General features: G+C 66.8%; 10 protein-coding genes. All 10 read right to left on the reverse strand.

Features of this window, described 5'->3' with window-relative positions:
* Nucleotides 1-13 precede the first annotated feature (13 nt).
* Nucleotides 14-3,913 (reverse strand): DNA-directed RNA polymerase subunit beta', encoded by a 3,900-nt coding sequence (locus tag ACZ7P3_RS20235; protein ID WP_472083471.1) that lies wholly within the window; start codon nucleotides 3,911-3,913, stop codon nucleotides 14-16.
* A 97-nt stretch (nucleotides 3,914-4,010) separates the two neighbouring features.
* Complete coding sequence (gene rpoB / locus ACZ7P3_RS20240; protein WP_472083473.1) at nucleotides 4,011-7,499, reverse strand: DNA-directed RNA polymerase subunit beta; 3,489 nt, start codon at nucleotides 7,497-7,499, stop codon at nucleotides 4,011-4,013.
* A 572-nt stretch (nucleotides 7,500-8,071) separates the two neighbouring features.
* Nucleotides 8,072-8,455 (reverse strand): 50S ribosomal protein L7/L12, encoded by a 384-nt coding sequence (gene rplL, locus ACZ7P3_RS20245; protein WP_386312494.1) that lies wholly within the window; start codon nucleotides 8,453-8,455, stop codon nucleotides 8,072-8,074.
* 116 nt (nucleotides 8,456-8,571) lie between these two features.
* Nucleotides 8,572-9,102, reverse strand: a complete 531-nt coding sequence (rplJ, locus tag ACZ7P3_RS20250) for a 50S ribosomal protein L10 (protein ID WP_472083475.1) — start codon at nucleotides 9,100-9,102, stop codon at nucleotides 8,572-8,574.
* 325 nt (nucleotides 9,103-9,427) lie between these two features.
* Nucleotides 9,428-10,354 (reverse strand): SCO4651 family lipoprotein, encoded by a 927-nt coding sequence (locus ACZ7P3_RS20255; protein ID WP_472083477.1) that lies wholly within the window; start codon nucleotides 10,352-10,354, stop codon nucleotides 9,428-9,430.
* 158 nt (nucleotides 10,355-10,512) lie between these two features.
* Complete coding sequence (gene rplA, locus ACZ7P3_RS20260) at nucleotides 10,513-11,238, reverse strand: 50S ribosomal protein L1 (RefSeq protein WP_472083479.1); 726 nt, start codon at nucleotides 11,236-11,238, stop codon at nucleotides 10,513-10,515.
* A gap of 96 nt (nucleotides 11,239-11,334) precedes the next feature.
* A complete protein-coding gene (gene rplK, locus ACZ7P3_RS20265; RefSeq protein WP_033528316.1) occupies nucleotides 11,335-11,769 on the reverse strand; it encodes a 50S ribosomal protein L11 in 435 nt (144 codons plus the stop codon).
* Between the two features lie 134 nt (nucleotides 11,770-11,903).
* On the reverse strand, nucleotides 11,904-12,293 hold the full coding sequence (locus ACZ7P3_RS20270) for a hypothetical protein (protein ID WP_472083481.1): 390 nt from the start codon (nucleotides 12,291-12,293) through the stop codon (nucleotides 11,904-11,906).
* A gap of 89 nt (nucleotides 12,294-12,382) precedes the next feature.
* Nucleotides 12,383-13,282, reverse strand: coding sequence for a transcription termination/antitermination protein NusG (gene nusG, locus ACZ7P3_RS20275; RefSeq protein WP_472083483.1), 900 nt, complete (start codon nucleotides 13,280-13,282; stop codon nucleotides 12,383-12,385).
* An 80-nt stretch (nucleotides 13,283-13,362) separates the two neighbouring features.
* A complete protein-coding gene (gene secE, locus ACZ7P3_RS20280; RefSeq protein WP_066995645.1) occupies nucleotides 13,363-13,650 on the reverse strand; it encodes a preprotein translocase subunit SecE in 288 nt (95 codons plus the stop codon).
* Between the last annotated feature and the right edge of the window lie 16 nt (nucleotides 13,651-13,666).

The raw sequence follows: 13,666 nt of genomic DNA on the forward strand, positions 1-13,666 counted from the left end.
TCAAGCTGCCCGCTTACTGGTTGTACGGACCGTAGTCGTAGTCCTCCAGCGGAACGGCCTGGCCGGAGCCGGTGCCGAACGGCGAGTAGTCGATGTCGTCGTAGCCGACGGCCGAGTACATCGCGGCCTTGGCCTCCTCGGTCGGCTCGACCCGGATGTTGCGGTAGCGGGACAGGCCCGTACCGGCCGGGATGAGCTTACCGATGATGACGTTCTCCTTGAGGCCGATGAGGCTGTCGGACTTGGCGTTGATCGCCGCGTCCGTCAGAACTCGGGTCGTCTCCTGGAAGGAGGCGGCCGACAGCCAGGACTCCGTCGCGAGCGAGGCCTTGGTGATACCCATCAGCTGCGGACGACCGGAGGCCGGGTGACCGCCCTCCTGGACCACACGACGGTTCTCGGTCTCGAACTTCGAGCGCTCGACCAGCTCGCCGGGCAGCAGCTCGGCGTCGCCGGACTCGATGATCGTCACACGGCGCAGCATCTGCCGGATGATGATCTCGATGTGCTTGTCGTGGATCGACACACCCTGCGAGTTGTACACCTTCTGGACCTCGCCGACCAGGTGGACCTGGACGGCACGCTGACCCAGGATGCGCAGCACGTCGTGCGGGTTGGTGGCACCCACGGTGAGCTGCTGGCCCACCTCGACGTGGTCGCCGTCGCGGACCAGGACCTTGGCACGCTTCGAGATCGGGAACGCCGTCTCGTCGCTGCCGTCGTCCGGGGTGACGACGATCTTCTTGGTCTTCTCGGTCTCCTCGATCCGCACGCGGCCGTTGGCCTCGGAGATCGGGGCGACACCCTTCGGGGTACGGGCCTCGAAGAGCTCGACGACACGGGGCAGACCCTGGGTGATGTCGTCACCGGCCACACCACCGGTGTGGAAGGTACGCATCGTCAGCTGGGTACCGGGCTCACCGATGGACTGGGCGGCGATGATGCCGACCGCCTCACCGATGTCGACCAGCTTGCCGGTGGCCAGCGAACGGCCGTAGCACATCGCGCAGGTGCCGACGGCGGACTCGCAGGTCAGGACCGAGCGGGTCTTGACCTCCTCGACGCCGTGCTTGACCAGCTCGTCGATGAGCACATCGCCCAGGTCGGTGTTGGCCGGGGCCAGCACCACACCGTCGACGACGATGTCCTCGGCCAGCGCACGTGCGTACACGCTGGTCTCGACGTCGTCGGCCTTGCGCAGCACGCCGTCCGCGCCGCGGTCCGCGATCTTGAGCTTGAGACCGCGCTCGGTGCCGCAGTCCTCCTCGCGGATGATGACGTCCTGCGAGACGTCCACCAGACGACGGGTCAGGTAACCCGAGTCGGCGGTACGCAGGGCGGTGTCCGCCAGACCCTTACGGGCACCGTGGGTGGAGATGAAGTACTCCAGCACGGACAGGCCCTCACGGAACGAGGCCTTGATCGGACGCGGGATGGTCTCGTTCTTCGCGTTCGACACCAGACCACGCATACCGGCGATCTGCCGCATCTGCATCATGTTTCCTCGGGCACCCGAGTCAACCATCATGAAGATGGGGTTCGTCTTGGGGAAGTTCTCGTTCATCGCCTCGGCGACCTCGTTGGTCGCCTTGGTCCAGATCGCGATGAGCTCCTGAGTGCGCTCTTCCTTGGTGATCAGACCGCGCTCGTACTGCTTCTGGACCTTCTCGTCCTGCGCCTCGTACCCGCGGACGATCTCCTTCTTCGCCTCGGGAACGACGACGTCGGAGATGGCCACGGTGACGCCGGAACGGGTCGCCCAGTAGAAGCCGGCCGCCTTCAGGTTGTCGAGCGTCGCCGCCACGATGACCTTGGGGTAGCGCTCGGCCAGGTCGTTGACGATCTCGGAGAGCTGCTTCTTGCCCACCGAGTAGTCGACGAACGGGTAGTCCTCGGGCAGCAGCTCGTTGAAGAGCGCGCGGCCCAGGGTGGTGCGCAGGCGGAACGAGTCCCCCTGCTGCCACTCGGGCTCGCCCTCCTCACGGGCCGGCGGCATCCAGCCGCGCGGCGGGATGGTGCCCACCGGGAAGCGGATGTCGATCGCCGACTGCAGCGCGAGCTCGCCGGCGTCGAACGCCATGATCGCCTCGGCCGTGGAGCCGAACGCGCGGCCCTCGCCCTTGGTGTCACGCAGCTCGCCGTCGGTGGTGAGGAAGAACAGACCGAGGACCATGTCCTGGGTCGGCATCGTCACCGGACGGCCGTCGGCCGGCTTGAGGATGTTGTTCGAGGACAGCATCAGGATGCGGGCCTCGGCCTGCGCCTCCGCGGACAGCGGCAGGTGCACGGCCATCTGGTCACCGTCGAAGTCCGCGTTGAACGCGGTGCAGACGAGCGGGTGGATCTGGATGGCCTTGCCCTCGACCAGCTGCGGCTCGAAGGCCTGGATGCCGAGGCGGTGCAGGGTGGGAGCACGGTTCAGCAGAACCGGGTGCTCGGCGATGACCTCTTCGAGGACGTCGTACACGACCGTGCGGCCGCGCTCCACCATGCGCTTGGCGCTCTTGATGTTCTGCGCGTGGTTCAGGTCGACCAGGCGCTTCATCACGAACGGCTTGAAGAGCTCCAGGGCCATGGCCTTGGGCAGACCGCACTGGTGCAGCTTCAGCTGCGGGCCGACGACGATGACGGAACGCGCCGAGTAGTCGACTCGCTTGCCGAGCAGGTTCTGACGGAATCGACCCTGCTTGCCCTTCAGCATGTCGCTGAGGGACTTCAGCGGGCGGTTGCCGGGGCCCGTCACCGGGCGGCCGCGACGACCGTTGTCGAAGAGGGCGTCAACAGCCTCCTGGAGCATGCGCTTCTCGTTGTTCACGATGATCTCGGGCGCACCGAGGTCGAGAAGCCGCTTCAGACGGTTGTTGCGGTTGATCACACGGCGGTACAGGTCGTTCAGGTCGGAGGTCGCGAAGCGGCCACCGTCCAGCTGCACCATCGGACGCAGGTCCGGCGGGATGACCGGGACGCAGTCCAGGACCATGCCCTTGGGGCTGTTGGAGGTCTGCAGGAACGCGGAGACGACCTTCAGCCGCTTGAGGGCACGGGTCTTCTTCTGGCCCTTGCCGGTGCGGATGATCTCGCGGAGCTTCTCGGCCTCCTCCTCGAGGTCGAAGGACTCCAGGCGCTTCTGCAGCGCCGCGGCACCCATCGAACCGTCGAAGTACGTGCCGAAGCGGTCCCGCAGCTCGCGGTAGAGCAGCTCGTCGCCCTCGAGGTCCTGGACCTTGAGGTTCTTGAAGCGGGTCCACACCTCGTCGAGGCGGTCGATCTCGCGCTGCGCACGGTCGCGCAGCTGCTTCATCTCGCGCTCGGCACCCTCGCGCACCTTGCGGCGCACATCGGCCTTGGCACCCTCGGCCTCCAGCTCGGCCAGGTCGGCCTCGAGCTTCTTGGCGCGGGCCTCCAGGTCGGCGTCGCGGCGGTTCTCGATCTGCTGGCGCTCGACCGAGACGTGCGCCTCCAGGGAGGGCAGGTCGCGGGTACGGCGCTCCTCGTCGACGTACGTGATCATGTACGCGGCGAAGTAGATGACCTTCTCGAGGTCCTTCGGCGCCAGGTCCAGCAGGTAGCCGAGGCGCGAGGGAACACCCTTGAAGTACCAGATGTGCGTGACGGGCGCGGCCAGCTCGATGTGGCCCATCCGCTCACGGCGCACCTTGGCGCGCGTGACCTCCACGCCACAGCGCTCACAGATGATGCCCTTGAAGCGGACACGCTTGTACTTGCCGCAGTAGCACTCCCAGTCCCGGGTCGGACCGAAGATCTTCTCGCAGAAGAGTCCGTCCTTTTCGGGCTTGAGGGTGCGGTAGTTGATGGTCTCGGGCTTCTTGACCTCGCCGTGGCTCCACTGACGGATGTCGTCAGCGGTGGCCAGGCCGATCCGGAGCTCGTCGAAGAAGTTGACGTCGAGCACTATGCGTCAATCCCTCTCAGGGTCGAAAGTCTTTGGTCTGAAACGGGGGCCTGGGGGTCGGCGGGGCCCTGTGGGTGAGGGCCCCGCCGGACTCCCGTCAGACCTCTTCGACGCTGCTCGGCTCGCGCCGGGACAGGTCGATGCCGAGCTCCTCCGCAGCGCGGAAGACGTCCTCGTCGGTGTCACGCATCTCGATGGACATACCGTCGCTGGACAGCACCTCCACGTTCAGGCAGAGCGACTGCATCTCCTTGATGAGCACCTTGAAGGACTCGGGGATGCCGGGCTCGGGGATGTTCTCGCCCTTGACGATGGCCTCGTAGACCTTCACGCGGCCGGTGACGTCGTCGGACTTGATGGTCAGCAGCTCCTGGAGGGCGTAGGCGGCGCCGTACGCCTCCAGCGCCCACACCTCCATCTCGCCGAACCGCTGGCCACCGAACTGCGCCTTACCACCCAGCGGCTGCTGGGTGATCATGGAGTACGGACCGGTCGAGCGGGCGTGCAGCTTGTCGTCGACCAGGTGGTGCAGCTTCAGGATGTACATGTAGCCGACCGAGATCGGGTCCGGGAACGGCTCACCGCTGCGGCCGTCGAACAGCCGCGCCTTGCCGGACGGGAGGACCAGGCGGTCACCGTCGCGGTTCGGGATGGTGTGCTGCAGCAGACCCGCCAGCTCGTCCTCGCGGGCACCGTCGAACACCGGGGTGGCGACGTTGGTGCGCGGGTCGACCTGGTCGGCGCCGATGGCCTGCAGGCGCTGGGCCCACTCGTCGGCGAGACCGGAGACGTCCCAGCCGCGGCTGGCGAGCCAGCCGAGGTGGATCTCCAGGACCTGTCCCGGGTTCATTCGGGACGGGACACCCAGCGGGTTGAGGATGATGTCGACCGGGGTGCCGTCCTCCAGGAACGGCATGTCCTCGATCGGCAGGATCTTGGAGATGACGCCCTTGTTGCCGTGACGGCCGGCGAGCTTGTCACCGTCGGTGATCTTGCGCTTCTGCGCGACGTAGACGCGGACCAGCTGGTTCACGCCCGGCGGCAGCTCGTCGCCCTCTTCGCGGTCGAAGACGCGGACGCCGATGACCTTGCCGATCTCGCCGTGCGGGACCTTCAGCGAGGTGTCACGGACCTCACGGGCCTTCTCACCGAAGATCGCGCGCAGCAGGCGCTCCTCCGGCGTCAGCTCGGTCTCACCCTTGGGCGTGACCTTGCCGACGAGGATGTCGCCGGCGACGACCTCGGCACCGATCCGGATGATGCCGCGCTCGTCGAGGTCCGCGAGGACCTCCTCGGAGACGTTCGGGATGTCCCGGGTGATCTCCTCGGGGCCGAGCTTGGTGTCACGGGCGTCGACCTCGTGCTCCTCGATGTGGATCGAGGAGAGGACGTCGTCCTGCACGAGGCGCTGCGACAGGATGATCGCGTCCTCGTAGTTGTGACCCTCCCACGGCATGAACGCCACGAGCAGGTTCTTGCCGAGGGCCATCTCACCGTTCTCGGTGGCCGGACCGTCGGCGAGGACCTGGCCCTCGATGATCCGGTCGCCCTCGTTGACGACGACCTTCTGGTTGACCGAGGTGCCCTGGTTGGACCGGGCGAACTTGTGCAGGCGGTACGTGATGTACGTGCCGTCGTCGTTGGCGGTGGTGATGTAGTCCGCGGAGACCTCCTGGACCACACCGGCCTTCTCGGCCTTGACCACGTCGCCGGCGTCGACCGCGGAGCGGTACTCCATGCCGGTGCCGACGAGCGGCGCCTCGGACTTAATCAGCGGCACGGCCTGACGCATCATGTTCGCGCCCATGAGGGCACGGTTGGCGTCGTCGTGCTCGAGGAAGGGGATCATGGCCGTCGCGACCGACACCATCTGGCGCGGCGAGACGTCCATGTAGTCGACGTCCTCGGGGGCGACGTAGTCGACCTCGCCGCCACGGCGGCGGACCAGCACGCGGGCCTCGGCGAACCGCAGCTCGTCGGTCAGCGGCGCGTTGGCCTGCGCGATGACGAAGCGGTCCTCCTCGTCGGCAGTCAGGTAGTCGACCTCGTCCGTGACCACACCGTGCTCGTCGACCTTGCGGTACGGCGTCTCGATGAAGCCGAACGCGTTGACCCGGCCGTAGGAGGCCAGCGAGCCGATCAGACCGATGTTCGGGCCTTCGGGCGTCTCGATCGGGCACATGCGGCCGTAGTGCGACGGGTGCACGTCGCGGACCTCGAAGCCGGCCCGCTCACGGGAGAGACCACCCGGGCCGAGGGCGTTGAGACGACGCTTGTGCGTCAGGCCCGACAGCGGGTTGTTCTGGTCCATGAACTGGGACAGCTGGCTGGTGCCGAAGAACTCCTTGATGGAGGCGACGACCGGCCGGATGTTGATCAGGGTCTGCGGCGTGATCGCCTCGACGTCCTGGGTGGTCATGCGCTCGCGCACGACACGCTCCATACGGGCGAGACCCGTACGGACCTGGTTCTGGATCAGCTCGCCGACGCTGCGGATACGACGGTTGCCGAAGTGGTCGATGTCGTCGGTCTCGACGATGATCGAGCGGCCGGACTCGCCGGTCGTCTCGGTCTCACCGGCGTGCAGCTTCACCAGGTACTTGATGGTGGCGATGACGTCGTCGGTGGTGAGCACGCCGGCGTCCAGCGGCTCGTCCGCGCCGAGCTTCTTGTTCACCTTGTAGCGGCCGACCTTGGCGAGGTCGTAGCGCTTCGGGTTGAAGTACAGGTTCTCCAGGAGCGTCTGCGCGGCCTCACGCGTGGGGGGCTCGCCCGGACGCAGCTTGCGGTAGATGTCGAGCAGCGCGTCGTCCTGGCCCTGGGTGTGGTCCTTCTCCAGGGTGGCGCGCATCGACTCGTACTCGCCGAACTCCTCGAGGATCTGCTCGGTCGTCCAGCCGAGCGCCTTGAGCAGTACGGTGACCGACTGCTTGCGCTTGCGGTCGATACGGACACCGACCATGTCGCGCTTGTCGATCTCCATCTCCAGCCAGGCACCCCGGGACGGGATGATCTTGGCGGAGAAGATGTCCTTGTCGGACGTCTTGTCGATGGAGGAGTCGAAGTAGACACCGGGGGAACGGACCAGCTGAGACACCACGACACGCTCGGTGCCGTTGATGACGAAGGTGCCCTTGTTCGTCATGAGCGGGAAGTCGCCCATGAAGACCGTCTGGGACTTGATCTCGCCGGTCTCGTTGTTGGTGAACTCGGCGGTGACGAAGAGCGGGGCCGCGTACGTGAAGTCGCGCTCCTTGCACTCGTCGATGGAGTTCTTCGGCGGCTCGAAGCGGTGGTCCCGGAACGTCAGGGACATCGACCCGGAGAAGTCCTCGATCGGGGAGATCTCCTCGAAGATCTCCTCCAGACCGGACTTGGTGGGGACGTCCTGACCGTTCTCAAGAGCCTCCTCGACCCGACTCTGCCAGGCGGTGTTGCCGAGCAGCCAGTCGAAGCTCTCGGTCTGCAGCGCGAGCAGGTTCGGAACCTCGAGAGGCTCCTTGATCTTTGCAAAGGAGATGCGCAGCGGGGCGGTGCTGGCGCCGTTGTTCATATTCGCGGTCGAGGCATTGCGCGAGGCGGCCAAGAGGGGGTCCTTCCGAGGGCTCGGACTCACTACGCGCGTGCCGGCCCCTCTCCCATACACAGAGACGGAAACCCCAGGTCAAGGGGGCTTCGGTCATCGATGCTCGGGTGAGGGCAGACCCCTGGTGACGGGCAGGGGACAGCTAACAGGCAGCGCAAAGGGTCAGTGTAGCCACTTGGCACACTGATGTCCAGTTCGGGTTTTGCGAGACCCTCGTTGTTCTCAACGCCCTCGTCATCGCCCTCGGCATGCCTGCCCTCAACGCACGTTGATACTGCCCTCTCCGTCGTCGATCCATGCCTCGGATTCGGATCCTTGTGACGACGCGTCCTGAGAATTGCGCGCTGCGTGCGGTTCGTCAAGGCCCCCCAGCCCAAACGGGGGCTGTCGGGAGACACAACGAAGATCACCATACCCGCCGCCACGACGAGTGCAAGGCAACCCTGGTCGCACCTCCGGATACGCCGAAGAGCGACCACCCGGATGGATGATCGCTCTTCGGTGCGTTCGCGTTACAGCCCTAGGAGGCCGTACTCAGCGCGCGGAGGGAGTCGCTGTGACTCCGAAAGGTCTTACTTGACCTCGACGGAGGCGCCGGCGCCCTTGAGGGACTCGGCGGCCTTCTCGGCGGCGTCCTTGGCGACCTTCTCGAGAACGGGCTTCGGGGCGCCGTCCACGAGGTCCTTGGCCTCCTTCAGACCCAGGGAGGTCAGCTCACGCACGACCTTGATGACCTGGATCTTCTTGTCGCCGGCACCGGTGAGGATGACGTCGAACTCGTCCTTCTCCTCAGCGGCCTCGGCCGGGGCGGCGGGACCGGCGGGGCCGGCGACGGCGACCGCGGCGGCGGCGGTGACGTCGAACTTCTCCTCGAAGGCCTTCACGAACTCGGAGAGCTCGATGAGGGTCATCTCCTCGAACTGCGCGAGCAGGTCGTCCTGGCTGAGCTTCGCCATGATGGGCGATCCTTCCACTAATTCGGCTGGTGCCGGATGTACTGGGTAAGGCGGGCGTACTTCGGCCCGCTGCGACCCTTGCCGCTCAGGCGGCGCAGGTCAGAAAGCGAGCCGAGTTACTCGGCACCGCCCTGCTCTGCCTGCTTGGCGCGAAGGGCGTCCACGGTGCGGACGAGCTTCGAGGGAAGCGCCTGGAAGAGCTGAGCAGTCTGGGACTGCTTGCCCTTGAAGGCACCCGCCAGCTTGCTGAGCAGAACCTCGCGGGACTCGAGGTCCGCAAGCTTCTTGATCTCGTCGGCGGACAGCGCCTTGCCGTCAAGGACACCGCCCTTGATGACGAGATTCGGGTTGTCCTTGGCGAAGTCACGGAGACCCTTCGCCGACTCCACCGGGTCACCGGTGATGAAGGCGACAGCCGTCGGACCATTGAAGTGGTCGTCCAGCGTCGTGATCCCGGCCTCGTTGGCCGCAATCTTGGTCAGCGTGTTCTTCACCACGGCGTACTGGGCGTTCTCACCGAGCGACCGGCGCAGCGTCTTGAGCTGCGCCACGGTGAGACCGCGGTACTCGGTCAGCACGGCAGCGTTCGAGTTGCGGAACTTGTCCGTCAGCTCGGCAACCGCGGCAGCCTTGTCGGGCCTCGCCATAGAGCCTCGGCCTCCTTCCGGGTGATTCGGACCGCGCGGACCCGAAGGAGGACTGGGCAAAACGAAACGCCCCGGCGCAGGCGCACGGGGCGGACTCGACCGATTGCACACGTGCGAGCGTGTGCCCCGGGAGTACTTCCACAGTCACCTGCGCGGGTCGTCCACTTTTCAGCGGATCCTTCGGCCACCGCACCCTCGTACAAGCGCGCGGCAACGACCAGCGGTCTTTGGCTTCGTTAGGAGAGTACGGGACCGGGGCGCTGTCGAGCAAATCGGGCCCCTCGGGGCCGCCCCGGTCCCTTTGCGCCGGGGATCCGGCGGGGACTCAGGAGACGGTCGTGCTGCTGCCCGACGCGCTTCCGCCGGACTTCAGGAGGTCCGTGAAGTTCTTGGTGTCGCCGGCCGGGGGCGCCTGGGCATCGACCTTCACGCCGTAGTCGCTGTAGAGGGCCGTGCTGGTCATGGTCCCGGCCATGGGGCCGTTCGCGATGTCCGCCTTCTCGGTCTTCTTGACCAGCAGGCTCTGGTCGTTGACCCAGATGTCGACGTGGTCCGTGGTGATGCCGGCCTGGTTGAGCTGCTTCTTCATGTCCGCCAGCTGGGAGGGGCTGAGGTCCCCGCCGGTCCTGCCGACGAGGTCCCCGACGTTCACCGTGCCCGCGTAGTGCGTGGTGTGCTGGCCCGAGACCGTCTCCTCGCCGACCTTCTTCACGTCCCCGGAGGCCAGCAGCATCTTCACCGACTGGTTGGGGGTGTTGTTCTGCATCTGGTCCTTCATGTACGCGCCGGAGCCGCCGCCGAGCTTGGCGAGGTCGTCGTAGGCGTACTTGAGCCAGTGCTTGCCGCCCGTCTGCTGGGCGAACTTCTCGCTCATCTTGGCGTAGTAGGCGTCCGGCAGGTACCGGGCCTCCATCGACGTCGTACCGGCCTTGCGCATGGCTTCGGCCATCTGGCCGCCGGTGTACGTGATGGTGAGGTTGCCCTTGAGGCCGTTGCCCCAGGCAAGGGCGCCGTTCGCCGTCATCGACATGGTGTCGCCGATCGACGTGGTGGAGCGCACCTTGGCCGACTCGGCCTTGTCGGTGGACTTCTCCGCGGAGCGCAGGGCGGCGAGGGGGCTGACGTGCGTGACGCTCTTCCCGACAGCCTTGTCCCCCTTGCCGGAGTCCCCGGAGCCGCAGGCGGCCACTCCGGTCAGCGCGGTCACCACCGCCACGGAAAGGGTCACCCGGCGTACGGTCGTGCTCTTCATGTCCCACCCCTATGCATGTCCTGTGCCTGGCACGGTAACTCAGGCCACTGACAGTCGTACAAAAGGTCGCACACATAGGACGGGCCCTGCACCTGGAAGGTTGCAGGGCCCGTGCTATTGACGCGTACCTGACGCGGCTACCGGGGTGAGCGCGGGGCTCAGACGGCGGCCGGGTCCTCCTCGACGAGGAGGTTGCGGGTGCGGTTCGAGTCGACCGGAATGCCGGGGCCCATCGTGGTGCTGATGGCGGCCTTCTTGATGTAGCGACCCTTGGCGGCGGACGGCTTCAGACGGAGGATCTCCTCCAGCGCGGCGCCGTAGTTCTCCACCAGCTGGGCGTCCTCGAAGGACGTCTTGCCGATGATGAAGTGCAGGTTCGAGTGCTTGTCGACGCGGAACTCGATCTTGCCGCCCTTGATGTCGTTGACGGCCTTGACCACGTCGGGGGTGACGGTGCCGGTCTTCGGGTTCGGCATCAGACCACGCGGGCCGAGGACGCGGCCGAGGCGGCCGACCTTGCCCATGAGGTCCGGGGTGGCGACGACGGCGTCGAAGTCCAGACGGCCCTTCGCCACCTCGTCGATCAGCTCGTCGGCACCGACGATGTCGGCGCCCGCGGCACGCGCGGCCTCGGCACGGTCACCGGTCGCGAAGACCAGGACCCGGGCGGTCTTACCGGTGCCGTGCGGAAGGTTCACGGTGCCACGGACCATCTGGTCGGCCTTGCGCGGGTCGACACCCAGACGGAAGGCGACCTCGACGGTGCCGTCGAACTTGGTCGTGGAGGTCTCCTTGGCGAGACGGACGGCCTCGAGCGGGGCGTACTGCTTCTCCCGGTCGATCTTGGCGTCCGCAGCGCGGAGAGCCTTGCTGCGCTTGCTCACAACTGCTCCTGTGTGTTCTGAAAGGAGTCGTGGTACGGGCCGAGCAGGCCCTGCCACGCGCGACCGGCTACGGCCGCATGACTGCTAGGGGTGGCTTCAGCCCTCGACCGTGACGCCCATGGAGCGCGCGGTGCCGGCGATGATCTTCGCGGCCGCGTCCAGGTCGTTCGCATTGAGGTCGGGCATCTTGGTGGTGGCGATCTCGCGGACCTGCGCCTCGGTGATCTTGGCGACCTTGGTCTTGTGCGGCTCGCCGGAGCCCTTCTCGATGCCCGCGGCCTTGAGGATCATCTTCGCGGCCGGCGGCGTCTTGGTGACGAAGGTGAAGGAGCGGTCTTCGTAGACCGTGATCTCCACCGGGATGACCCAACCGCGCTGCGACTCGGTCGCGGCGTTGTAGGCCTTGCAGAACTCCATGATGTTGACGCCGTGCTGACCCAGCGCGGGGCCGACCGGCGGAGCCGGGTTGGCGGCGCCGGCCTGGATCTGGAGCTTGATGAGCCCCGTGACCTTCTTCTTCTTGGGAGGCATGCTCTCTCCGGGTCCTTACTGAGAGGTTGATTGCCATCCGCGCCTTCGACCTGCGCCCATCCGGGGCAAGATCCCGCAGATGGCATACCGCACAACGATAGCCGCTCTGGCCCCGAGACCAGTAATCGGCCTGGTCAAGCGGGCTGCGCGGGGCCTTCGGACCGTCGGTCGCGCAGCGCGTGCACGGCTGCCGCCAGCAGGACGAGCACGGTCGCGGCGCCCGGCACGGCGAGCAGCGCGGCGACGCTCCCCGGGCCGGTGTCGTCGGCGAGCGCGACCCGTTCCGGCTCGCCGGGCGCGTGGAACACCTCCACGGTGTCACCCTCGGCGCGGCCACGCGCGCGCGTGCCGAACGGGAGGTCCGCCGTCAGCTCCTCGCCCGCCACGGAGAAGGTCACGCTGCAGCCGCCCAGGACGCATGCCCCGTCGTGGAACGTGCCCCTGTCCGGCTCCGCGCCCCGCACCTCGGTCCGCAGCCAGGCCGCCGGGAAGAAGACGGCGTACGCCAGCGCCAGCAGCGCCACAGCGGCCACTGTGCCGACGACGGCGGGCCGGACACGGCGAGAGCGCCCCGGTCCGGTGCTCACCGGCGGGGCGCTCTCTGGGGGCGTGCTCAGTTCTTCTGGATCTGGTCGAAGGAGAGCTCGACCGGCGTCTCGCGGCCGAAGATCTCCACCAGGCCCTTGACCTTCTTGGAGTCGGCGTTGATCTCGTTGATGGTCGCCTGGAGCGTGGCGAACGGGCCGTCGGTGACGGTGACCGAGTCGCCGACCTCGAAGTCCAGCACCTGGACCTCGACCTTGCGCTGCGGGGCGGGCTTGCCCTCGGCCTCGGCGGCCTCGCGGGCGGCCTTCTCCTCCGCCTCCGGGGCGAGCATCTTGACGATCTCGTCCAGGGTCAGCGGGTAGGGGTCGTAGGCGTTGCCGACGAAGCCGGTGACACCCGGGGTGTTGCGGACGACGCCCCAGGACTCGTTCGTCAGGTCCATGCGGACCAGGACGTAACCCGGCAGCTTGTTCTGCTTGATCGTCTTGCGGTCGCCGTTCTTGATCTGGACGACCTCTTCCTGCGGCACCTCGGCCTGGAAGATGTAGTCCTCGACGTTCAGCGAGACGGCGCGCTGCTCGAGGTTGGTCTTCACGCGGTTCTCGTAACCGGCGTAGGTGTGGATGACGTACCACTCGCCGGGCAGGGAACGCAGTTCCGTGCGCAGGGCCTCGACCGGGTCGACGGGCTCGGCGGGCTCTTCCTCGACGGCTTCTTCGGCTTCGTCGGCCTCTTCGGCTTCGTCGGCCAGGATGACGGGCTCGTCGGCCGAGGCGTCCTCGGCGTCGCCGTCTTCCTCGTCCTCGACGTGCAGTGCGCTCTCCTCGGCCGGCACGCCCGACTCGGCCTCGGCAGCCTCGAACTCGTCCTGCTCGTCCGCGCCTTCGACGATGTCGAGCTCGTCGTCCACCGTCTCGGCGGCATTCTCGCGAGGCTCGGTGGCGTCGTTCAGGTTCGGGTCAGACACGATGGCTGCTTCTTCCTGGATACATAGGGGTGGAACATGCGAAAACGGGCGCCGGTACCACGGCGCCCTTCGCTCTTGGCTCAGCCGAAGACGTACTTGGCCGCGTGGTTGAGCCCATAGTCAATCACGGTCACCAGGGCGATCATGATCGCGACGAAGAAGATCACCACAGTGGTGTACGACGTCAGCTGATTGCGCGTCGGCCAGACGACCTTGCGGAGTTCCGCGACGATCTGGCGGTAGAAGATGGCGAGGCGCTTCAGCGGGCCCTTCTTGGCGCGCTTGCCGCCCTTGCGGGCCTTCTTCTTGGACTCGGGCACCTCGTCCTGGGCATCAGGCGTGTCGATGGAGCCCACGGCGTCCGTCATTCGTCCTCACCTGATC

The organism is Streptomyces sp. NPDC107581 (assembly GCF_055657175.1).

Coding starts and splice junctions, on each gene's coding strand:
- ACZ7P3_RS20255 (WP_472083477.1), bottom strand. CDS start 10,354: ATGAAGAGCACGACCGTACGCCGGGTGACCCTTTCCGTGGCGGTGGTG.
- secE (WP_066995645.1), bottom strand. CDS start 13,650: ATGACGGACGCCGTGGGCTCCATCGACACGCCTGATGCCCAGGACGAG.
- rplL (WP_386312494.1), bottom strand. CDS start 8,455: ATGGCGAAGCTCAGCCAGGACGACCTGCTCGCGCAGTTCGAGGAGATG.
- rplK (WP_033528316.1), bottom strand. CDS start 11,769: ATGCCTCCCAAGAAGAAGAAGGTCACGGGGCTCATCAAGCTCCAGATC.
- rplJ (WP_472083475.1), bottom strand. CDS start 9,102: ATGGCGAGGCCCGACAAGGCTGCCGCGGTTGCCGAGCTGACGGACAAG.